This is a genomic window from Streptomyces sp. NPDC058691, from assembly GCF_042714775.1.
Classification (GTDB): domain Bacteria; phylum Actinomycetota; class Actinomycetes; order Streptomycetales; family Streptomycetaceae; genus Actinacidiphila.
Genome location: NZ_JBHXSO010000034.1, coordinates 20,920 through 42,336 on the forward strand (window position 1 = coordinate 20,920; position 21,417 = coordinate 42,336).

The 21,417-nt window shown below is 72.6% G+C and carries 21 protein-coding genes and 3 tRNA genes; 11 read left to right on the forward strand and 13 right to left on the reverse strand.

The features are described from left to right. Positions 1-96: 96 nt before the first annotated feature. The 7 genes from ACFWVC_RS23545 to ACFWVC_RS23575 all read right to left on the reverse strand — a co-directional run bounded on the left by ACFWVC_RS23545 (position 97) and on the right by ACFWVC_RS23575 (position 6,255). Positions 97-1,335: a beta-ketoacyl synthase N-terminal-like domain-containing protein gene (locus ACFWVC_RS23545; RefSeq protein WP_384289376.1), complete on the reverse strand. Its 1,239-nt coding sequence runs from the start codon at positions 1,333-1,335 to the stop codon at positions 97-99. Beyond that, positions 1,332-2,672, reverse strand: coding sequence for a beta-ketoacyl-[acyl-carrier-protein] synthase family protein (locus ACFWVC_RS23550; RefSeq protein ID WP_384289378.1), 1,341 nt, complete (start codon positions 2,670-2,672; stop codon positions 1,332-1,334). Before ACFWVC_RS23550 ends, ACFWVC_RS23545 begins: the two co-directional genes overlap by 4 nt. Continuing rightward, positions 2,669-3,568, reverse strand: coding sequence for a cupin domain-containing protein (locus ACFWVC_RS23555; RefSeq protein WP_384289381.1), 900 nt, complete (start codon positions 3,566-3,568; stop codon positions 2,669-2,671). The genes ACFWVC_RS23550 and ACFWVC_RS23555 overlap by 4 nt, the downstream gene beginning before the upstream one ends. Before the next feature lie 100 nt (positions 3,569-3,668). Beyond that, entirely contained in the window at positions 3,669-4,127 is a 459-nt protein-coding gene (locus tag ACFWVC_RS23560; RefSeq protein ID WP_384289384.1) for an SRPBCC family protein, read from the reverse strand. A 61-nt stretch (positions 4,128-4,188) separates the two neighbouring features. Further along, on the reverse strand, positions 4,189-4,392 hold the full coding sequence (locus tag ACFWVC_RS23565; RefSeq protein WP_384289386.1) for a hypothetical protein: 204 nt from the start codon (positions 4,390-4,392) through the stop codon (positions 4,189-4,191). 28 nt (positions 4,393-4,420) lie between these two features. Further along, positions 4,421-5,227: a family 1 encapsulin nanocompartment shell protein gene (locus ACFWVC_RS23570; RefSeq protein WP_384289388.1), complete on the reverse strand. Its 807-nt coding sequence runs from the start codon at positions 5,225-5,227 to the stop codon at positions 4,421-4,423. Then, complete coding sequence (locus tag ACFWVC_RS23575; protein WP_384289391.1) at positions 5,224-6,255, reverse strand: Dyp-type peroxidase; 1,032 nt, start codon at positions 6,253-6,255, stop codon at positions 5,224-5,226. The genes ACFWVC_RS23570 and ACFWVC_RS23575 overlap by 4 nt, the downstream gene beginning before the upstream one ends. A gap of 111 nt (positions 6,256-6,366) precedes the next feature. Between ACFWVC_RS23575 and ACFWVC_RS23580 the strand changes: the two genes are divergently transcribed. The 3 genes from ACFWVC_RS23580 to ACFWVC_RS23590 all read left to right on the forward strand — a co-directional run bounded on the left by ACFWVC_RS23580 (position 6,367) and on the right by ACFWVC_RS23590 (position 9,634). Next, the gene (locus tag ACFWVC_RS23580) at positions 6,367-7,023 is read left to right on the forward strand and encodes a YoaK family protein (RefSeq protein ID WP_384289393.1); all 657 of its coding nucleotides are present in this window, start codon (positions 6,367-6,369) and stop codon (positions 7,021-7,023) included. A gap of 254 nt (positions 7,024-7,277) precedes the next feature. Further along, positions 7,278-8,993 (forward strand): PHP domain-containing protein, encoded by a 1,716-nt coding sequence (locus tag ACFWVC_RS23585; RefSeq protein ID WP_384289395.1) that lies wholly within the window; start codon positions 7,278-7,280, stop codon positions 8,991-8,993. Then, positions 8,990-9,634: a hypothetical protein gene (locus ACFWVC_RS23590; RefSeq protein ID WP_384289398.1), complete on the forward strand. Its 645-nt coding sequence runs from the start codon at positions 8,990-8,992 to the stop codon at positions 9,632-9,634. The genes ACFWVC_RS23585 and ACFWVC_RS23590 overlap by 4 nt, the downstream gene beginning before the upstream one ends. A gap of 43 nt (positions 9,635-9,677) precedes the next feature. Here the strand turns inward: ACFWVC_RS23590 and ACFWVC_RS23595 are convergent, their stop codons facing one another. After that, positions 9,678-10,592, reverse strand: coding sequence for an NmrA family NAD(P)-binding protein (locus tag ACFWVC_RS23595; RefSeq protein ID WP_384289401.1), 915 nt, complete (start codon positions 10,590-10,592; stop codon positions 9,678-9,680). 177 nt (positions 10,593-10,769) lie between these two features. On the opposite strand from ACFWVC_RS23595, the gene ACFWVC_RS23600 reads away from it, so the two are divergent. From ACFWVC_RS23600 to ACFWVC_RS23610, 3 genes are all read left to right on the forward strand, one after another. Continuing rightward, positions 10,770-10,928 (forward strand): hypothetical protein, encoded by a 159-nt coding sequence (locus ACFWVC_RS23600; RefSeq protein WP_384289403.1) that lies wholly within the window; start codon positions 10,770-10,772, stop codon positions 10,926-10,928. Between the two features lie 174 nt (positions 10,929-11,102). After that, positions 11,103-12,347, forward strand: coding sequence for a glycoside hydrolase family 88 protein (locus ACFWVC_RS23605; RefSeq protein ID WP_384289406.1), 1,245 nt, complete (start codon positions 11,103-11,105; stop codon positions 12,345-12,347). Between the two features lie 134 nt (positions 12,348-12,481). Then, positions 12,482-12,907: a hypothetical protein gene (locus tag ACFWVC_RS23610; RefSeq protein WP_384289408.1), complete on the forward strand. Its 426-nt coding sequence runs from the start codon at positions 12,482-12,484 to the stop codon at positions 12,905-12,907. Between the two features lie 35 nt (positions 12,908-12,942). On the opposite strand, the gene ACFWVC_RS23615 is transcribed toward ACFWVC_RS23610, so the two are convergent. After that, positions 12,943-13,188: a hypothetical protein gene (locus ACFWVC_RS23615; protein ID WP_384289411.1), complete on the reverse strand. Its 246-nt coding sequence runs from the start codon at positions 13,186-13,188 to the stop codon at positions 12,943-12,945. 108 nt (positions 13,189-13,296) lie between these two features. Continuing rightward, positions 13,297-13,545 carry a hypothetical protein gene (locus ACFWVC_RS23620; RefSeq protein WP_384289413.1) on the reverse strand — a complete coding sequence of 83 codons (249 nt, stop codon included), beginning with the start codon at positions 13,543-13,545 and terminating at the stop codon, positions 13,297-13,299. A gap of 461 nt (positions 13,546-14,006) precedes the next feature. Between ACFWVC_RS23620 and ACFWVC_RS23625 the strand changes: the two genes are divergently transcribed. Then, on the forward strand, positions 14,007-14,858 hold the full coding sequence (locus tag ACFWVC_RS23625) for a fumarylacetoacetate hydrolase family protein (RefSeq protein WP_384289414.1): 852 nt from the start codon (positions 14,007-14,009) through the stop codon (positions 14,856-14,858). 352 nt (positions 14,859-15,210) lie between these two features. On the opposite strand, the gene ACFWVC_RS23630 is transcribed toward ACFWVC_RS23625, so the two are convergent. From ACFWVC_RS23630 to ACFWVC_RS23640, 3 genes are all read right to left on the reverse strand, one after another. Further along, a tRNA-Ile gene (locus ACFWVC_RS23630) sits at positions 15,211-15,284 on the reverse strand. A gap of 165 nt (positions 15,285-15,449) precedes the next feature. Next, a tRNA-Asn gene (locus ACFWVC_RS23635) sits at positions 15,450-15,522 on the reverse strand. 14 nt (positions 15,523-15,536) lie between these two features. Further along, positions 15,537-15,609: transfer RNA gene (locus ACFWVC_RS23640), tRNA-Asn, on the reverse strand. Positions 15,610-15,789: 180 nt separating this feature from the next. On the opposite strand from ACFWVC_RS23640, the gene ACFWVC_RS23645 reads away from it, so the two are divergent. The 4 genes from ACFWVC_RS23645 to ACFWVC_RS23660 all read left to right on the forward strand — a co-directional run bounded on the left by ACFWVC_RS23645 (position 15,790) and on the right by ACFWVC_RS23660 (position 21,401). After that, on the forward strand, positions 15,790-16,089 hold the full coding sequence (locus tag ACFWVC_RS23645; protein ID WP_319662686.1) for a YtxH domain-containing protein: 300 nt from the start codon (positions 15,790-15,792) through the stop codon (positions 16,087-16,089). A gap of 63 nt (positions 16,090-16,152) precedes the next feature. Next, positions 16,153-17,607: an FGGY family carbohydrate kinase gene (locus ACFWVC_RS23650; protein ID WP_384289416.1), complete on the forward strand. Its 1,455-nt coding sequence runs from the start codon at positions 16,153-16,155 to the stop codon at positions 17,605-17,607. Between the two features lie 102 nt (positions 17,608-17,709). Continuing rightward, positions 17,710-19,452, forward strand: coding sequence for an ABC transporter ATP-binding protein (locus ACFWVC_RS23655; protein ID WP_384289418.1), 1,743 nt, complete (start codon positions 17,710-17,712; stop codon positions 19,450-19,452). Between the two features lie 26 nt (positions 19,453-19,478). Beyond that, positions 19,479-21,401, forward strand: coding sequence for an ABC transporter ATP-binding protein (locus ACFWVC_RS23660; RefSeq protein WP_384289581.1), 1,923 nt, complete (start codon positions 19,479-19,481; stop codon positions 21,399-21,401). The last annotated feature ends 16 nt before the right edge of the window (positions 21,402-21,417 follow it).

Here is a 21,417-nt window from a genome sequence, read left to right on the forward strand (position 1 = left end):
CCGGGAGCGTTCCGGAACCGACGCCGGTGATCCCCGGCTACGGCCGCCCCGCACTCGCGGGGCGGCCGTCGTCGTCCCGGCGGACCGCTCCGGGGGTCAGTCCAGCGCCCCCAGCACGACCGCGCTGTTGAAACCGCCCGTTCCGCGGGCCACCACCAGCGCCGTGCGCAGCCGGTCCGGCCGGTGCCAGCGGGTGATCAGGCGCAGCCCGTACCGCTCCGCACTGGTCGGCGCGTCCCCGCCGCGGGTGGGCGGGACCAGCCCGGTGCGCAGGGACAGCGCGGCGGTGGCGGCGTCGAGCGCGCCCGCGCCCGACACGAGCCGGCCGACCGCAGCCTTGGGCACGGTCACCGGCAGCGCGGCCAGCCGGTCGCCGAAGACCCGGCGCAGGGCCGCGGCCTCTGCGGCGTCGCCGTCCAGGTCGCCCGCGCCGTCGGCGAAGACCACGTCCACGTCCGACGGCTCGCGGCCGGCCTGCTCCAGGGCGGTGGTGATCGCCCGCGCCAGCTGCGCGCCGTCGGGCGCGGGCAGCGTGTGGTGGTACGCGTCGTGCGTCGCGGCGTGCCCCAGCAGTTCTGCGTAGGCGAGCCGGCCGCGTTCGGCGGCGTGGGCCTTCTCCTCCAGCACCATCAGCGCGCCGCCCTCGCCGGGCACGAAGCCGGAGGCGTCCGGGCTGAACGGCAGGTAGGCGCGCTCGGGGTCGGCGCCCCGGTGCACGGTCGGCAGGGTCGCCTGGCAGGCCAGCGCGTACGGGGACAGCGGCGCCTCGGTGCCGCCGACGAGCACCGCCTTGCTGCCGCGGCGCAGCAGCCGCCATGCCTGCTTGAGCGCGTCGAGCCCGCCCGCCCCGTCCGAGGCGACGACCCCGCAGCCGCCGGTGAAACCGTGCCGGATGGAGATCTGCCCGGTGCTGGCCGCGTAGAAGGACGCCGCCGGCTGACGGGCGCCCGACCGGGCGGGCCGACCGGTGAGCACATGGTGCAGCTCGCGCTGCCCGTACTCGTTGCCGCCCGAGCCGCCCGCGGTGACCACCGACAAATGGAACGGGGGGTGGTCGGCCGGTTTGAGGGCGGCGTCGGTCAGCGCCATCTCGGCCGCGGCCAGTGCGAACCAGGTCCACCGGTCGGTCTGCGCCCGCAGCCGGTCGCCGATCCACTCCCCCGCGTCGAAGCCGGTGATCTCGCCGGCCACCGCGACCGGGGAACGCCCGGCGTCCGGCCGGCCCAGTGGGCGCAGGCCGTTGCGCCCGGCCAGGGTGGCCCGCCAGTACGGGCCGGTGCCGATGCCGGTGGGGGCGATCACGCCGATGCCGCTGAGGACCGCGCGCGTGGTCATGCCGCCGCCCCCCGGCGGTCCGCCCCGTCCACGCGGCGGGCGCCCGCGGCGCCGCGGTCCTCGTCCGCGTCCAGGGCGGAGAAGACCATCGCCGACTGGAAGCCGCCGAAGCCGCTGCCGACCGACAGGGCGTGCCGCACCCGCTGGTCCCGCGCGAAGACGGGGGTGTAGTCCAGGTCGCACAGCGGGTCGGGGTGGACGAGGTTCGCGGTCGGCGGGATCTTGCCGCGGCTGATGGCCAGGGCGCAGGCGGCCGTCTCCAGGGCCCCGATCGCGCCGAGGGAGTGACCGATGACCGACTTGATGGAGCTGATCGCCACCTTCCGCGCGTGGTCGCCGAGGGCCCTTTTGTACGCGGCGGTCTCGTGGCGGTCGTTCTGCGCGGTGCCGGAGCCGTGGGCGCTGATGTAGTCCAGCTCCTCGGGGGAGATGCCGGCCTCGGACATGGCGGTGATGATGGCCTCGCTCAGCTCGTAGCCGTCGGGGCGCAGCCCGGTCATGTGGTACGCGTTGGCGCGGTTGTCGTAGCCGCGCACCTCGCAGTAGACGGCGGCGCCCCGGGCGACGGCGCGCTCCATCTCCTCCAGGACCAGCACGGCGCCGCCCTCGCCGAGGACGAAGCCGCTGCGGCGCGCGTCGAAGGCGGTGGACGCCCGCTCGGGGTCGCCGTCGAAGTCGGTCGTGGCGCGGACCGCGTCGAAGCAGGCCACCGTGACCGGCGAGATGGGCGCGTCGCACGCGCCGGCCAGCACCACGTCGGCCTCGCCGTCGCGCAGCGTCTGGAAGGCGTGGCCGATCGCGTCGATGCCCGAGGTGCAGCCGGTGGAGACCACGACGGAGGGACCGTGCAGCCCGTGCCGCAGCGACAGTTCGGCCGCCGCGGAGGAGGGGTGCATCGCCCGGTGCAGGAAGGGGACGCCGTACTCGGCGTGCACCTCCCAGTCGCGGCCGCCGTCGCTGGCGACCGCGTACTCCTCCTCCAGGGTGGCGGTGGCGCCCGCGGCGGTGCCGAGGCAGACCCCGATCCGGTCGGTGTCCTCGCCCTCCGGCGTGATCCCGCTGTCGGCGAGCGCCTCGGCGGCGGCGACCAGCGCGAACTGCGCGAAGCGGGCGTTGCGGCGCACCTCCTGCGGGGTGAGCCCGGCCGCGACCGGGTCGAAGTCGGCTTCGGCGGCGATCTGCGAGCGGTAGCCGGAGGCGTCGAAGCGGCTGATCCGGCGGACCGCCGGCTGCCCCCCGACGATCCGCCGCCAGAACGCCTCCCGCCCGGCGCCGCCGGGCGCGACGGCGCCGACGCCGGTGACCACGACGCGGCGCACGGCCGGGCGTCCGGTCATCGGTCGACCAGTTCGCGGCCCGTCGCCGAAGGACCGCCGGCCTCGGTGACCGCGGCCTGCGCCACGGCGGCCGCGTCCTCGCGGCTCTCGGTGTTCACATGGCCGAGGTCGGGGCGGGGCGCCAGCGGGCTCAGGAAGAACACCGCGCGGCCCACCGCGCCGGAGGCGTTCACCACGCGGTGCCGCACCTCGCGCGGGATGAGCAGTGCCTCGTTGGCGGCGACGCTGCGCGGCACGCCGTCGAGGTCGACCCTCAACTCGCCCTCCACGACGACCAGGTACTCCTGCGAGTAGGGGTGGTAGTGCTCGGCCACCGCCTCGCCGGGGCCGACGGTGACCATGCCGCAGAAGCCGTCCGTCGTCCCGACGGAACCGGTCGCCAGCAGGGTGCGGATGTCACCGCCGCGGCGGGTGTCGGCCGGCACGTCCAGGGTGCCGACCGGCCGGATGCGGCGGGCCTCCAGGCGCTCCTTGATGAGCTGCATCTGCACCTTGGAGTTGCCGTTGATCCGCTGCCGCATGCCCTCGTCGTCGACGGGCGCGTCCGCCTTCATCCGGAAGTCCTGCACCCAGCGCAACCGCGTGCTCTCCGGGCCGAGTTCCTCGTACTGCCAGAAGATGTTCATGAACTCGAACGGGCCGGTCTCCACCCGCCGCGCCCGCACGGTGCGCGTCGCCGGGTCCGCGGTGCGCTCCGAGACCCACGACCAGACGCGGCCCTTCTCGTCCGGGTGCATCGTGAGCCGGAAGCGCACGGTGTCGCCCTCCTGCGCGATGACGTCGGCCGCCGCGTACTCGCTGAAGAGCGAGGGCCAGGCGGCGACGTCGTTCGTCCGCAACCAGACGTACTGCAGCGGCGCGTCGATGACGATCTCGTTCTCCGTGTGCGCGCTCATCGTGGGGGTTCCTCCAGAAGGACGGCGAATGATCACACAAACGGTCCCCACGGTGACGGAACGTGTCACGCGCTCCCGGCCCGGTCCACCCGTACGGCGGTCAGGCGCGCCGCTCCAGGCGTCCGGCCAGCACCACGGCCCGTGCCTTCTGCACGGCGCCGGCCTGGGAGGCGGCGAAGCGCAGCAGGCCGGGAGGGGTGTGCAGGCGCAGCACGTCGGTGACGACGCTGCCGGGGCCGTCGCCCGCGATGGCGAAGCGGTAGCCCATGCGGACCCGGCCGGGGCTGCGCACCTCGCCGCCGACCGCGGCGGCGTCGGGCAGGCCGGCCGGATCGGCGCTGATGGTGACGTCGATCGCGTTGTCGTGACGCAGGCCGAGGAAGCGAAAGCGCTCCACGGCGGTGTAGCGCACCGTGCCGTCGTCGTCGCGGCGCACGTCGCGGACGGCTACCACCAGCGGCGACAGGCCGATGTAGTGCTCCGGCTCCCTCAGGTGGTCGTAGACCTCCCGCGGCGGCGCGGCGATCCGGAAGACGTGCGTGAGTTCGGTGGACGGCACCTTCAACCCCCTTGGACGCGCGGTGCGTCGGCACCGGCGATCCTCGCAGAAAGGGGCCGTTTCAGGCGCGGTGGTGGGGTGCCTGGCTGCCGTCGACGTGGGTGCCGGGGACGAGGGGCGGCGGGCCGGCGGGGCCGGCGTCCCGAGGCGGGCCCTCGCGGGTGGGGCCGGCGGTGGACGGGGTGGCCGCGTGACGGGTGTGTTCCTCGTGGCGCTCGGGGTGGCGGTGCGGCCAGAGCGAGGTTTTCCTGTGCTTTCCGGTCATATCGGTCCGTTACCCGGAACCGGCCGGGCTACGCGGCGGCCGGGGCGAGGGCGACCGCGGCCTCGGCCGTGTGCACCAGGAAGGTCAGCGTCTCCCGGAAGTACAGCCGGACGCTCGTGTCGTCGTGCGACAGGTAGCCGATGGCGACGTCGGAGCCGATGCGCAGCTCGAAGTCGCCGCCGCGCGTCGACAGCAGGAACGCCCCGTCGATGGCGGGGGCCCAGACGATCTCCCCGTCCAGGACGCGGGCCAGGTGGGTCTGGACGGGATAGCCGTAGTGGGACGTCTCGTTGACGGCGGTGTACGCCTCCGCGCTGAGCGCGAGCGTGTAGGGGCCGCCGACCCCGGCGAGGCGGAGCGCGGAGACGGCCTGGCTGACGGCGTCGGGGTAGTCGCGCACGTCCACAGGCAAGGTGAGCGGCGGGTTGGACGCGCTCGCGCGGATGCCGTCGATGCCGGCGGCCGCGTAACCCTCGAAGATCGCCCGGTCCTCGGTGAAGGCCATGCGCCGGGCGGCGTCCTTGACCGGCTGCCAGTCGGCGTCCTTGGCGCCGCGCTCCACGTCGTCCACCTGGCGGCGGTCGACGGTGAACGGCACACGCAGCTCGACGACCGGCTGCGATCGGCGGAGGTAGGCGAGGACGTCCGGCGCGGGCGGCTCCACGTCGTCCAGGTGACCCGTCGTCACCGCGGCCAGCTCGGAGCCCGCCGCCTCGGGGACGTCCACGATCCGGCGGCCCGCGACATGGCGCTCGAAGGTGCGCCGCGCCTCGTCCTCCAGGTCCGCCCAGGCGGCGTCGGAGACCGGGGCGAGTTCTCGGTGCAGGTTGTTCATGGCGTGCCGGTCTTCCTCAGGTCTCCGATCCCCAGCGACTGCGGGGCCGGTACGGTCGCGGGCACGGCGGCGGCCGCCGGTGCGGGCGGGGCGGGCAGGTCGTCGAGGAAGGCGGCGGGCGGGGCGAAGAACAGGGTGCCCGTCACGGCGGTGGAGAAGTCCAGGATGCGGTCGTGGGACGCCTCGTCGTCGCCGAGGAACATCCTGCGCAGCATCGTCTCGGTGACCTCCGGGGTCCGCGCGTAGCCGATGAAGTACGTCCCGAACTCGCCGCTCCCGACGGCCCCGAAGGGCATGTTGTCGCGGAGGATCTGCCGCTCGGCGCCGTCCGGGCCGACGACCGTGGTGCGGGCGACGTGGGAGTCGGCGGGCTTGACGTCGTCGTCCATCTCGATGTTGCCCATCTTGCTCCGGCCGATGACCAGCTCCTGCTGCTCGACCGTGAGGGCGTTCCAGGCGTCCATGTCGTGCAGGTACTTCTGCACGATCACATAGCTGCCGCCGGCGAAGTCCGGGTCCTCGTCGCCGGTCAGGACGGCCGCCGCCGCCTCGGCGCCGACCGGGTTCTCGGTGCCGTCGACGAAGCCGAGCAGGTCGCGCACGTCGAGGTAGGTGAAGCCGTGCACCTCGTCCCGGACCGTCACGGAGCCGCGCAGGCGCTCCATGATCTGGACGGCCAGCCCGAAGCACAGGTCCTGCCGCGTCGCCCGGATGTGGAAGAGCAGGTCGCCGGGGGTGGCGGGGGCGTGGTGGAGGGGTCCGGTCAGCTCCTCGAAGGGATGCAGACCGGCCGGCCGCGGCCCGTCGAAGAGGCGGTCCCAGACCTGCGAACCGATGCCCGCCACGACGCTGAGCCGGCCGCCCGGCGAGCCGAAGCCGATCGAGCGCCGCAAGCCGGAAAGGTTCTCCAGCAGATCGCGGACGGTCTCCTCGCCCCCGTCGTCCACCGTGACGACGAGAAAGATGGCGGAGGTCGTCAGAGGGCCGAGCACCGGCTGCGACAGCGCCTCCGGGGAGGGTTCCGCCATCACCACGCTCCTTCGTACCCCTGATCGGCCACGCACCAGTCTGCTCCCACCGCTTGCACGGTGCATCCTGACCGGGGAAGAACGGGACATCACCGGCGGAAGGCGGCGGACATGAGCGGTGGAGCGGCCACCGGGACGGGACGCCTGCTGCCCGCGCTGCTGCTCGCCCTCACCGTGCTGAGCGGGCTGATCGACGCGGTGAGCATCATCAGCCTGGGCCATGTGTTCGTGGCCAACATGACCGGCAACCTCGTCTTCGTCAGCCTCGGCATGGCGGGCGTCTCCGGTTTCTCCGTCGTCACCTCCGTGGTGGCGCTGGGCGGGTTCGTCGCCGGCGTCCTGCTGTGCCGGGCGACGGTGGGCCGGCTGCACCCGCCGACGGCGCTGGTGCGGGCCGGTGCGGGCTGCGAGACCGTCCTGCTCGGCACGGCGGCCGCGCTCGCGTCGGTGGGCGTGCCGCACGACGCCCTGGTCGCGATCTGCGCGGTCGCGCTCGGCATGCAGAACGCCATGGCGGGACGGCTGGGCATCAGCGGCCTGACGACGAGCGTGATGACCCGCACCCTGGTCTCCCTCGTCAGCAACACCGGCGCCCCGTGGCATCCCCGGCCGCAGGCCGTGCGCGAGACGCTGAGCGTGGTCGCGCTGATCTCCGGGGCCGCGATCGGCGCCCTCATCGTGCTCCACGTGAGCCCGGCCGCAGGGATCGCGGCGGCGGCGGTCTGCGCGCTGGCGGTCGCCGTGGCGGCGGCGGTCGCCGAGGCCTGACCCCGGCGGCCGGGCGGCCGGTATTGCGCGCACGGCCAACTCGCCCCAGAGGGAAGGGAAGTATCCAGCGCTGACGGCCTCTCAGCCGACCGACCGTTGCGAACTGACGCGTTCCGGAACAAGCGACCCGGTTCACATGCGGCGTAACTCTGCCCTCCACCTCACCGGCCCGAAGAATTCATCCGGCCTCCGCAGGCTCTCTTCCTGCACGCCTCCTACCAGCGCGGACCGGCGCTCAATGCAAGGAGCGAAACATGGGCCACGGCCATCACCACGGACACGACCACAGTCACGGACACGACCACGCGCACGGCGACGCCTCACAGTCGCTGCCGCCCGCGCTGGACATGTCCGTACCGGACGAGGAACTGACGCCGAACCAGCTGTCCCGCCGCGGCATGCTGCGGCGCACCGGCCTGCTCGGCGCGGGCCTGGCCGCGAGCAGCGTGCTCGCCGGCGCCGCCACGGGCGCGACCCCCGCCTTCGCGGACAGCAAGACGGGCCGCAGCGGCACCTGGAACGGCGACTTCCTGTGGCTGGCCGGTGACCACCACATCCACACCCAGTACAGCTCGGACGCCAAGTACCGCGTCATCGACCACGTCCGGCACGCCAACGGCAACGGCCTGGACTGGATGGTCATCACCGACCACGGCAGCGAGCAGCACGCCAAGATCGGTGTGGAGAAGGTCAACCCCGACATCGTCGCCGCCCGCGACCAGGTCGAGGACACCCTGGTCTTCCAGGGCCTGGAGTGGAACATCCCGGCCGCCGAGCACGGCACCGTCTTCGTGCACCCGGGCAAGGACGAGGTCGCGGTGCTGAAGGAGTTCGAGAACTCCTTCGACGGCGCGGTCAAGGGCGCCACCGACCCCACCCCGGCCAACGAGGCGCTGGCCATCGCGGGCCTGAACTTCCTCGCCGACGCCGTCGAGCAGCGCCGGGTCCGCGACGCGCTGTTCCTGGCCAACCACCCGGCCCGCAAGGGCCTGGACTCCCCGCACGAGATCCGCGCCTGGCGCGACGCCCAGCCGACCATCGCCGTCGGTATGGAGGGCGCCCCCGGCCACCAGGCCGCCGGCATCCCCGCCCCGCAGGGTCCCGGCGCCGGCCGCGGCTTCTACGACAGCAACCCGAGCGCCCAGTCCTGGGGCGGCTACCCCCTGGAGAGCTACCGCACCTGGGGCGGCTTCGACTGGATGACCGCCACCGTCGGCGGTCTGTGGGACAGCCTGCTCGCCGAGGGCAAGCCGTGGTGGATCACCGCCAACTCCGACGCCCACAACGTGTACGCGGACAACGCGGTGCGCGGCCCGGGCAGCGACTTCAACGCCAACGGCAAGTACAACGACCCGGTCTACGGCGGCGCGCTCAGCCTGACCGACGGCGACTTCTGGCCCGGCCAGTACAGCCGCACCCACGTCGGCGCCGTCAGCTTCTCCTACCGCGCGGTGATGGACGGCATCCGCGACGGCCGGGTCTGGGTCGACCACGGCGGCCTGATCAGCGGCCTCAACGCGCGGCTGAAGGCCGGCGGCGACGAGCAGACCCTCGGCGGCATGCTGCGCATCCGCCGCGGCGACAAGGTCGACCTGATCCTCGAGATCGACCTGGCGAACGGTCCCAACTGGGCCCAGTTCGTGCCGACGCTCGCCCGTGTCGACGTCATCCAGGGCGACGTCACCGGCCGCGCCTCCGACAAGGACACCTTCAGCACGCCCAACACCAAGGTCGTGACGTCCTTCGAGGTCAACCAGTCCGTGGGCTCGGTGCGCCTGCGCTACTCGCTGGGCCGTGTCGACCGCCCGCTGTACGTCCGCCTGCGCGGCACGGACGGCAACCGCAGCGCCGTCGGCCTGAACGGTGCCGCGGTGGACCCGCACGGTCCGGCGATCGACGTCCTGCACGACGCCGACCCGTGGAAGGACCTGTGGTTCTACACCAACCCCATCTGGGTGCTGCCCGCGTGACGTACGGCACGGTCCTCGGCGTGGACGCCGGGTCCGCGAGCCTGCGGGAGGCCGACCACCTGATCCACCACCTGGTGGACCGGCTCGGCCTTCCCGCGGGCACGGTCGCCTGCACCCACTTCGTCCGCACCGGCACCCCGCACACCGCCGTGTCCTTCACCCTGCCGGACGGCGACGGGGACGGGGACGGGAAGCAGGCGGCCGAGGCAGCCTGGCGTGCCCTGACCGCGCAGGACACGGCGGACGCAGCGGACGCAGCGGCGGCGGGGACGGGGCCGTGGGGCGTGCATCTGGCCGGCCGCGCCCACGGGCCGGCCCCGCTCGCCGCCGCGGCCGCGCGGGCCGCGGAGGAGGCCGCCGCCCGTACCGGCGGCCGCGCCGTGGTCTACCCCGGTGTGGAACTCCTCACCGGCACGGTCACGGTGGCCGACGTGCTCGCGCACACCCCCATCACCGGGCTCGCGGTCCTCGGCTCCCCCGCGGACGAGCGGCCCGCGCCCGGCGTCGAGGTGCTCACCAGTGACCACGTCCGTCCGGAGTGGCGCGCCGGCCGGCTCGTCCTGCCGCTGGTCCCCGCCATCGGCGGGCGCCTCGCCCCCTTCGAGGTGCCCAACCCGACGCCCTGCTGCGCCGACCACTGAGCGCGTGTGACCCGTCCCGACCCCGGCCGGGACGGGTCACGCGTCAGGCGAAGACCTCCGGGTGGGCCTCGACGAGCTCACGGACGCCGGACGCCGGACGGCCGATGATCTGCTCCAGGTCGTCCGTCACGCGGTCGTAGCGGTTCTCCGCGTGCAGCCTCGCCATGACGGACAGATGCTGCCGCACGTGCTCCGGGAGCCCGAGCGCGCCGAGATCCTTCTCCACCCACTGCTCGTAGGGGACGTCGACGTACCTGACGGGCCGTCCGAGCACCTCCGAGAACTCCGCCGCGATCGCGTTCATGTCGCGGGAGGCCGCCCCCGTCAGCTCGCGGACCCGCCCGATGTGCGGCGCCGGGTCCGCCAGGATCGCCGCGACCGCCTCGCCGACGTCCCGCCCCAGGATGGGCGAGGTGCGGCCGGAGCCGAAGGGCAGGCGGATCGTGCCGTCCCGGGTGATGGACCCGAATCCCGCTCCCAGGAGGAGCGGGTTCTCCATGAAGACGGTCGGCCGGACGTGGGTGACGGGTACCCCGGACCAGTTCATGGTCTGTTCCACGAGCCACTGCTGCCGGTGCTGCCGGGAGTCCGAGCCGCCGGTGAGATCCATCTGGGAGACCGTCATCTGCGACATGTTGACCAGCACGTCGAGCCGGCCGTAGTCCCGGGCGACGGCCGCCGCGACCAGCGCGGCCTGCAGATACTGCGCCGACACGCTCATGCCGAAGTACATCCGCGTGCAGTCGCGCACCGCCTCGGCGACGTCCGCGGTGCTGGTCAGGTCCCCGACGAACACCTCGGCCCCGATCGCCCGCAGCGCCTCGGCCCGGTCGTCCTCGCGGCGGACGAACGCGCGCACGGGAAAGCCGCGGTCCCGCAGGACCTCGACCGCGCTGCGGCCGACGCCTCCCACGTTCCCCGCGGCACCGGTCACGAGAATCCTCGGCTTGCCGGGCATCGCCTGCTCCTCTTCCGTGGGTCTGCGGAACCCACAGGATCGCAGCCGCACCCGGCGCCGACCGGCAACGGCGCACACGGGAGTGTCTCGGCCCGTCGGGGTCCCACAGGCACCTTCCCGCACATTAGTGCGAATTAGTGATTGGCAGGAGGCCCCCCGGCACGGTCTCCTGGACCCATGACCCAGAACCCGATCATCCGTTTCACCACCGAACTGATGCGTCTCACCGACGACCTCGACCAGGCGGCCGCCGCCGCCTTCGTGCAGCGCGTCTACGCCGCCGGCCGCGAGGACGGCGCGGCCGAGGCCGCGAAGGGGGCGTCGGGGCCGGAGTGAACGGGCGGCGGAGCCGCGGTGCGCGACGGCGCCGCGGCGACCCGGTCGGAGCCTGCGTCATCTCTGTTCACATACACAAACTCACGCCACGTATATGTACTTCGCCGTGAGCGCCGTGCAACCCTTGCCTCGCCTCTTCGTGATCCGTCCCCCCACTCGAAACGGCGGGCACCCATGAGCATTTCCCGGCGACACCTGCTGACCACCGCGGCCGGCGCCGCGGCCGCGACGACCGTTCTCGCACCCTCCGCGCCCTCCGCGCAGGCCGCGTCCTCCGTCCCGGCCGCCGATCCGGCCGAGACCCTGCAGACCCTGCGCGCGGCGGCGGACTACGCCGTGACCAAGCTGCGGGCGGTCGCCCCCGGCGTCACGTCGTTTCCCGTCATCACGAAAGCCGAGAAGTGGACCTACTCCGACAACGGCGACTGGGTCGGCGGCTTCTGGCCGGGCACGCTGTGGATGGCCTGGCTGCACAGCGGCGACGCCCGGTTCCGGTCCCTCGCCCTCGCCGCGGCCGACCGGCTCGCCCCGCGCCGCACCGACACCACCACCCACGACCTGGGCTTCCTCTTCTACCCCTCCTGGGTCACCGCCTGGCGGCTCACCGGCGACCCCAAGTGGCGTGACGGGGCGGTCCAGGCGGCGTCCTCGCTCGTCAAGCGGTACAACAGCGCGGGACGGTTCATCCGGGCCTGGGGCGCGCTGAACGACACGGCCAACGCGGGCCGCGTCATCATGGACACGATGATGAACCTCGACCTGCTCGCCTTCGCGACCGAGCAGACCGGGGACCCCCGCTACCTCGACGCCGCCACCGCACACGCCCGCACCGCCCAGCGCTACTTCCCCCGCCCGGACGGCTCCACGCCGCACGTCTACGACTTCGACCCGGCCACCGGCGCTCCCGTCGGCCCGGGCACGGTCCAGGGCTACAGTCCCGCCTCCTGCTGGTCCCGCGGCCAGTCCTGGGGCGTCTACGGCTTCACCACGATGCACCGGCGCACCGGTGACGCCCAGTTCCTCAGCACGGCCACGAAGCTGGCGGACTACGCGCTCGGCGCCCTCACACCCGACAACGTCCCCGGCTGGGACTACCTCGCGCCCCAGCAGCCGTACGACGTCAAGGACTCCTCCGCCGGCGCCGTCCTGGCCTGCGGACTGCTCGACCTCGCGGCCGCCACCGGCCGCCCCTCCTACCGCGAGGCCGCCCTCCGCATCCTCACCGCCCTCGCGACGACCTGCCTCACCACCCGGTCCACCCGTGCCCAGGCCGTCCTGGCCCGCGCGACCCGCAACCGCCCCGCCGAGGACGGCGTCGAGGTCTCCGTCCCCTACGGCGACTACTACCTCCTCGAGGGCATCCTCCGCGTCCTGCGCCCCGACGACGTCGACCGCGCGATCGACCTCTCGTCGGTGTGAGGCCCGGCGGGGCGCCCGTCTCGAACGCGCTCCGTGGCACAACGCCGCCCGCGGGGGCCGGGGTTCGGCCCCGTCCCCCGCGCGAATGCGCCGACTCGGCCCGGGCGCGCCCGGGCCCCGTCACAATGCCGGGCATGCGTATTCACCTCACAGCCGCCGTCCTCACCGGCGCCGCCCTCCTGCTCGCGCTCACCGCGTGCACCTCCGGCGGCGCCGACAGCGGCACGCCGGCGGACAGCCCCGCACCCGCCGCCACCCCGACGTCCTCCCCCACGGCCGCCGGCTCCGCCGTGCCCGACATCGCCGACCTGCTGCCGGACGAGCCCACCGGCGCCAAGCGCACCGCCTTGCTGGCCGCGCTCAAGGCGATCGACCCGGCGTTCGCCAAGGACGCGGACAAGGCGATCGCCAACGCGCGCAACCAGTGCTCGACCATCAGCGGCGGAGGCGACGCGGTCAAGGCGGCCCAGTCCCGTTTCGGCACGGCCGACCGCCAGGTCACCGAGGCACAGGCCGAGGCCGTCAACGAGGCTCTGCGCAAGACCCTTTGCACGTCCTGACCCCGCCCGGACGGCGGCCTCCCCGGCACCCCCGGTCAGCGGTCGCCGGCCTCCCAGCCCTGCGAAGTACCGGCGGGCAGCTCCTTGTTGCGGCCCAGGGCCTTGCGCCACGCGTTCCGGGACGCGAAGCCGAGCCCGACCAGCCAGGCCAGCGAGAAGGCCAGCGCCCAGGCGGTCTGGGTGGACAACTCCCTGCTCAGGGTGACGACGATGCCCGCGATGGTCGACAGTGCCATGACACTGAGCACGGTGGCGGCAAGGGTCCACGGAACGGATTTCATGCCGCGCACCCTAGCCAGCCGGCCGGCGTGACCGGTCACGAGGGTGCCGCGCACTCGTCTCTCGCCGCCCCAAGTCACTCCGTACGCAGCGCCGTTACGCGTCCGGCCTTACTCCCCCGGGGCCTGCCACGACCGTTCGTCAACGACGGGCGGAGCGCCCTCCCGGCTCAGGGCCTTGCGCCAGGCGGCCCGGGCGCCGAAGCCGAGTGCGACCGGCAGGGCCACGGTGATGGGCACGGACGGCATGACGACGGGGGCGCGATTGCCGTGGGCGATCTGGACGACGACAGCGACGACAACGGTCAGTGCGGTGAGGCCGATGGCGACGGCGGCAACGGCCCACGGCAGCGATTTCATGGCCGCACCCTAACGCTCCGCGCTCCGCGCCCAGGTGCACAGGCCGCGACGGGAACGCGGATGAAGCAAGCAGCCCCCGCCACGCCGTTGTGGTGGGGGCCGACTCGCGCGGGGGCTTCGCCCGGGGGCGAGGCCCACCGCAACCGAGCCTGCCCGCAGCCCGGGACACCCGCACGCCGGCCGCCGCCGCACGAGTGAGGGCGTCTTCCGCTCCCGGCGGTGCGGCAGTTGGGACGGTCTCTCGCTGCCCGGGCGGGAACAGCAGAACTGACCGCCACCAGCTGAGTCCCCTCGAAGCGCAGGGCCGCCCGCCCCCCGCGGGCGGCCCTGCGCCGTTCCCGCTCCCGTCTCGACGCGATGTCCCCCGTTTGATGGAGGCAGGACTCCGTGTCGTAATGGGTAGTGGTGCATCTCGAATCGGCAACGGCCGGTCGAACGGTCGCTGCCACGAAGGGTGAGCGATGAAACTCGCGACGTTCGACACCGGTTCCGGGCAGCACGTCGGCTTCGTCGAGGGGGACGAGGTGGTGGACCTCACGGCGGCGGATCCGTCGCTGGCGACCATGATCGACCTGCTGGAGCGCGATCCCGAGCGGGCCCGGGCAGAGTCCGGCTCGGCCCCGAGGATGCCGCTCTCGGAGGTGAAGCTGTGCGCGCCCGTGCCCAGGCCGCCCAAGTTCCTCGCCATCGGTTACAACTACGCCGCCCATCTCGAAGAGACCCACATGGAGCGGCCCACACGTCAGGCGTGGTTCAACAAGCAGCAGAGCAGCATCGTCGGCCCCGGCGACCCGGTCTGGATTCCGGCCACCGCGCCGGACGAGGTCGACTACGAGGGCGAACTCGGTGTGGTGATCGGCAAGCAGTGCAAGGACGTACCGAACGACAAGGACGCGGTACTGGACGTGACCGCCGGGTTCACCATCATCGACGACGTCAGCGTGCGCGACTGGCAGGAGCTCGAACCGGGCATGGTGGTCAGCAAGTCCTTCGACACCCATGGCCCGATCGGCCCGTGGATCGTCACCCCGGACGAGATCGGCGACCCGCTCGATCTGGGGCTGCGCACCTTCGTGAGCGGCGACCTCCGCCAGGACGGACACACGGCGGACATGCTCTACGACCTGTACGAGCAGGTCTCCTATCTCTCCAGTGCCTTCACCCTGGAGGTCGGCGACGTGCTGGCCACGGGCACCCCCAGCGGCATCGCCTGGCACCGGCCCGGCAAGTACCTCAAGGCGGGCGACACCGTGCGCGTCGAGATCGACAAGATCGGAGCCCTGGAGAACCCGGTCATCGACGAACCCCGCTGACGATCCTTGCGGCATCGCCTGGCCGCACGGCCCCTCCACCGCGAACTCCTCATGGTGCGGGGCGCCATTGGAGAGAGACAGGGCGCAGGCGGGCACCGCGCGAAGCAGGCCCGGGGCTCCGCGAGGATGCGGCCCCGCCACAACGAGCCAACACGAAGCCCGAGATGCCCGCACGCCGACGGGCGCTGCACGGGTGAGTCCCCGGCGGTGCGGCAGTTGGGGGGTGGATCGTTCGCGCTCCGGGCCCTCAGCGGGCCGGCCGGCGATCCCTGCGGCGGGCCGACGCGCCCGCGCACGGCCCCAGTTGGGGCCTTGGCGCAGGCCGGCTGGATTGCCGACCTGCCGCCCAGGGTGGGGCGGGTGGGACTCGAACCCACGACCGACGGATTATGAGTCCGCTGCTCTAACCGGCTGAGCTACCGCCCCGTACGGCGCGCCTTCACGTGTCGTGCACGCCGTCTGCCGCAGCATAGCTGCTCATACGATCTGTCGCCCTCGCGGGTCACAGACGCACCACCTGGGAGACCTCGATCACCCGGTGATCGGTTCCCGCACACGAAAAAGGACCCCCGAAGGAGTCCTTGATCAGCGCTCCCCCGACTGGACTCGAACCAGTAACCTGCCGATTAACAGTCGGCTGCTCTGCCAATTGAGCTACAGGGGAAAGACTTGCGCGAGCTCCCCCGACTGGACTCGAACCAGTAACCTGCCGGTTAACAGCCGGCTGCTCTGCCAATTGAGCTACAGGGGATCGCTCCGCTTGCACCGAATGCACCCGTTTCCGGCATCCCGGACGGCGTGCGCTCGCTGCGACACATACATTAGCGCAAGGTGGGGGGTGCTCCGCCAACCAGTAACGCCGTGGTTGTCCGCAGGCCACAGCGGGTAGGCGCGAAGCACAGCCCCTGAGGACCCAGGAGAGGGTGGAGCCATGCGCTACCGACTGACGTTCATCAGCGGGGTCGCCGTCGGATACGTGCTCGGGGCGCGGGCCGGCCGCGAGCGCTACGAGCAGTTGCGCAAGAGCGCGCAGCGGATCGCCCAGAACCCCGCGGTGCGGAACACCGTGGAGACCGCCGGGCAGACCGGGCGCGAGGCGGCCGTGAAGGCCGTGGACGCGGTGTCGGCGAAGGTGGGCGACCGGCTGCCGCCCGCGGTGGCCGACCGGGTGCGCCGGCTGCGCGCGGGCAACGGCAAGGCCCAGGACGACTGGGGCACCAGCAACACCTGACGGCACGGGACCGGCTCCGCCCGGTTGCCTTGCGTGTGCGGTGAGTACGGCATGATGCGACGCATGGGGATTGTGGCGGGGATCGACAGCTCGGGTGCGGGTACGACCGTGGTCGTGTGCGACTCGGACAGCGGGGCGGTGCTCCGGCAGAGCCATGCCCCGCATCCGGCGCAGGGGGTGGAGAGCGCTGCGGCGCTGACGGAGATCGACCCGGAGGCGTGGCTGCTGTCACTCGGCGAGGCGGCCAAGAGCGGGATGCTGGAAAGCGTCCAGGCCATCGGCGTGTCGGGGCAGCAGCACGGCATGCTGGCGCTGGACGCCGGGGGCGCGCTGGTGCGTCCCGCGCTGCTGCGGAACGACAAACGGGCGCAGATACAGGCCGCGGACCTCACCGACGAACTGGGCGGCCCGGGCAACTGGGCGGACGCCGTCGGGGCGGTGCCACAGGCGGCGTACCCGGTGGCGAAGCTGCGCTGGATGGCGCAGCACGAGCCGGCCGCGGCCCAGCGCACCGCTGAGGTGCTGCTCCCCCACGACTGGCTGGTCTGGCAGCTGATGGGCCGGCCGCAGCGGCGGACGACCGACCGCGGCGAGGCCTCCGGCACCGGCTACTGGTCGGCGGCGACCGGCCGCTACCGCACCGACATCGTGGAGCGCGCGCTCGGCCACCCGGTGGCGCTGCCCGAGGTGCTGGCGCCCGCCCAGCCCGCCGGGCGCACCCCCGAGGGGCTGATGATCTCGGCCGGCACCGGGGACAACATGGCGGCCGCGCTCGGGCTGGGTGTCGGGCCGGGCGACGCGGTGGTGTCGCTGGGCGCCTCCAGTACCGTCTTCGCGGTGCACCACCAGGCACTGAGCGACCCGTCCGGCACGATCACCTCCTTCGCGGACGCGACCGGACGCCATCTGCCGATGCTGCACACCCGCAACGCCGTACGCGTGCTGCGCGGCACCGCCGAACTGCTGGGCACCGACCTCGCGGGCCTGTCGGAGCTGGCGCTGCGCTCGACCCCCGGCTCGTACGGGCTGGTGCTGCTCCCCTATCTGGAGGGCGAGCGCACCCCCGACCTGCCGCACACCGCGGGCACCCTGACCGGGCTGCGGCGGGAGAGCATGAAGCCCGAACACCTGGCGCGGGCGGCCTTCGAGGGCATGCTGTGCGGGCTCGCGGACGCGCTCGACGTGCTGCGCCGCCGGGGTGTGGAGGTGCGCCGGATCTTCCTGCTGGGCCCCGCGGGTGATCTGCCGGCGGTGCGGTCCATGGCCCCGGCGCTGCTGGGCGCGCAGATCGTGATCCCGCCGCCGGCGGAGTACGCGGCGCTGGGCGCGGCCCGGCAGGCGGCCTGGGCGCTGGCGGTGGCCGAGGGGAAGGGCTCGCCCGAGCAGCCTCCGTACTGGCATCCGGCGGAGTACACGGTCGTGGACGCCGGGCCGGACGACGGGGCGATCGGGCACTCGGTGCGGCAGCAGTTCGTCGCGGTGCGTGAGCAGACGCATCCGGGGGCGTTCGGGAGCTGATCACCACCGGACGCGCGGCTGCGTCAGAGTCTGTCCGGGTGTGAGACATGCCCTGGTAAACCGGGTGCCTACGGCAACCTTCGGACTATAGGGTCAGCGGTCGTGCTGATCCGACTCCTCCGCTCCCACCTGGGCCCGTACCGGCGTTCCATCGCCGTGCTCGTGGTCCTCCAGCTCGTGGCGACCATCGCCATGCTCTACTTGCCCACGCTCAACGCCGACATCATCGACAACGGCGTCGTGAAGGGGGACACGGGCTACATCCTGCAGCTCGGCGGCATCATGGTCGCCATCACCCTCGCCCAGCTCGCCTGCTCCGTCGGTGCCACCTACTTCGGCGCCCGTACGTCCATGGCCGTCGGCCGGGACATCCGCGCCTCGGTCTTCGACCAGGTGCAGCGCTTCTCCGCGCGCGAGGTCGGGCAGTTCGGCGCCCCGTCGCTGATCACCCGCTCGACCAACGACGTGCAGCAGGTCCAGATGCTGGTGCTGATGACCTTCACGCTGATGGTCACGGCGCCGATCATGTGCTTCGGCGGCATCATCATGGCGCTCGGGCAGGACGTGCCGCTGTCCTCGCTGCTGCTGGCCGTCGTGCCGGTGCTGGCGGTGCTGATCGTGCTGCTGGTACGGACGCTGCGCCCCCTGTTCCGCTCGATGCAGCAGCGGCTGGACACGGTCAACCGCGTGCTGCGCGAGCAGATCACCGGCATCCGGGTCATCCGGGCCTTCGTCAAGGACGACTTCGAGCAGCAGCGCTTCGGCAAGGCCAACGACGAGCTGACCGATGTCTCGCTGCGCGCGGGGCGGACGATGACGCTGCTGTTCCCCGTCGCGATGGCCGTGGTGAACCTCACCAGCGTCGCCGTCCTGTGGTTCGGCGCGCACCGCATCGACAGCGGGGGTATGCAGATCGGCGCGCTCACCGCCTTCATCAGCTATCTGATGCAGATCCTGATGTCGATCATGATGGCGACCTTCATGGTGATGATGGTGCCCCGCGCGGAGGTCTGCGCCGAGCGCATCGAGGACGTGCTGAGCACCGAGACCAGCGTCGTGCCGCCCGAGCGGCCCGTGCGGCTGCCGGTGCGCCGCGGCGAGCTGGAGCTGCGCGCCGCGGACTTCAAGTACCCGGGGGCCGAGGCCGAGGTGCTGCACGCCGTCAGCCTGATCGCCCGGCCCGGTGAGACCACCGCGGTCATCGGCTCCACCGGCAGCGGCAAGAGCACCCTGCTGGGTCTGGTGCCGCGGCTGTTCGACGCCACGGGCGGCCAGGTGCTGATCGACGGGGTCGACGTCCGCGAACTGGACCCGGTGGACCTCGCCGAGACCGTCGCCCTCGTCCCGCAGAAGCCGTACCTGTTCTCCGGCACCGTCGCCTCCAACCTCCGCTACGGGAACCCCGAGGCGACCGACGAGGAGCTGTGGCAGGCCCTGGAGACCGCGCAGGCACGGGACTTCGTGGAGCGGCTGACCGAGGACGGCTCCGGGCTCGACGCCCCCATCGCGCAGGGCGGCACCAACGTCTCCGGCGGTCAGCGGCAGCGCCTGGCGATCGCCCGGGCCCTGGTCCGCAAGCCGCGCGTCTACCTCTTCGACGACTCCTTCTCGGCGCTGGACTACGCGACCGACGCCGCCCTGCGGCGCGCGCTGGCCCGACAGACCGCGCAGGCAACGGTCGTCATCGTCGCCCAGCGGGTCAGCACCATCCGCGACGCCGACCGCATCGTCGTCCTCGACGAGGGCCGCGTCGTGGGCACCGGCACCCACCGCGAGCTGATGGACGGCAATCCGACGTACCGGGAGATCGTGCTCTCCCAGCTCACCGAGAAGGAGGCCGCGTGAGCGTCCCCACACCCCGCCGCGGGCCGATGCCGGCGGGACCGATGCGCTTCATGGGCGGCCAGCCCACCGAGCGGTCCATGGACTTCAAGGGCTCGGGCAAGCGCCTGCTCGGACTGATGCGGCCCGAACGCACCCTGCTGTACGCGATGCTGGCGTGCACGATGCTGGGCGTCGGCCTCAACGTCGTCGGCCCGCGCATCCTGGGCCATGCCACCGACCTGATCTTCGCGGGCGTGATCGGCCGGTCCATACCCGCCGGCACGGACAAGGCCACGGCGATCGCGAACCTGCGGCAGCGAGGCGACGACACCGTCGCCGACCTGCTGCAGTCCATCGACTTCACCCCCGGGCACGGCATCGACTTCGGCGCGGTGGGGCACGTGCTGCTGATCGCGGTCGCGGTCTACGCGATCGCCGCGGTCTTCGCGATCGTCCAGGGCCGGCTGGCCACCCGGATCATCCAGCGTTCGATCTACCGGCTGCGGCGCGACATCGAGGCGAAGCTGGCGCGGCTGCCGCTGTCGTACTTCGACCAGCAGCCGCGCGGCGAGGTGCTGAGCCGGGCCACGAACGACATCGACAACATCGGCCAGACGATGCAGCAGACGCTGGGCCAGATCATCTTCGCGCTGCTGTCGATCGTGGGCGTGCTCGCGATGATGTTCTCCATCTCGTGGCTGCTGGCGCTGGTGGCCCTGGTCACGGTGCCGCTGTCGGTGGTGGTCGCCACCGCCGTCGGCAAACGGGCACAGCCGCAGTTCGTCGCGCAGTGGCGGACCACGGGCAAGCTCAACGCCCACATCGAGGAGATGTACACCGGGCACACCCTGGTGAAGGTCTTCGGCCGCCAGGAGGAGTCGGCGCAGGCGTTCCGGGAGCAGAACGAGGCGCTCTACGAGTCGGGGTTCCGGGCGCAGTTCATCTCCGGGATGATCCAGCCCGCGATGATGTTCATCGGCAACATCAACTACATCCTCGTGGCGGTCGTCGGCGGTCTGCGGGTCGCCAGCGGCGCGCTGTCGATCGGTGACGTGCAGGCGTTCATCCAGTACTCCCGGCAGTTCAGCCAGCCGCTGACGCAGGTGGCGAGCATGTCCAACCTGGTGCAGTCCGGCGTGGCGTCCGCCGAGCGGGTCTTCGAACTCCTCGACGCGCAGGAGCAGAGCGCCGAGCCGAAGACACTCGGCCTGCGCAAGGAACTGCGCGGCGAGGTGCGGTTCGAGGACGTCGCCTTCCGGTACCAGCCCGACAAGCCCCTCATCGACGACCTGTCGCTGGCCGTCGAGCCCGGGCACACCGTGGCCATCGTCGGCCCGACCGGCGCGGGCAAGACCACCCTGGTCAACCTGCTGATGCGGTTCTACGAGGTCACCGGCGGCCGGATCACGCTCGACGGCACCGACATCGCGACCATGTCGCGGCAGGAACTGCGGTCCGGGATCGGCATGGTGCTCCAGGACACCTGGCTGTTCGGCGGCACGATCGCGGAGAACATCGCGTACGGCACCGACGGTGCCACCCGCGAGCAGATCGAGGAGGCCGCGCGGGCCGCGCACGCCGACCGCTTCATCCGCACCCTCCCGGACGGCTACGACACCGTCATCGACGACGAGGGCACGGGCGTCAGCGCCGGCGAGAAGCAGCTGATCACGATCGCGCGGGCGTTCCTGTCCGACCCGGTCATCCTCGTCCTCGACGAGGCGACCAGCTCCGTCGACACCCGCACCGAGGTGCTGATCCAGCGGGCGATGGCCCAGCTCAGCCACGGCCGCACCAGCTTCGTCATCGCCCACCGGCTCTCCACGATCCGCGACGCGGACGTCATCCTGGTCATGGAGCACGGCGACATCGTCGAACAGGGCACCCACGAGGAGCTGTTGCTCAAGGACGGCGCCTACGCGCGCCTGTACGCCGCGCAGTTCGCCCAGGCGGTGGCGGAGGTCGACTGACCGCCGCGCACGGCAG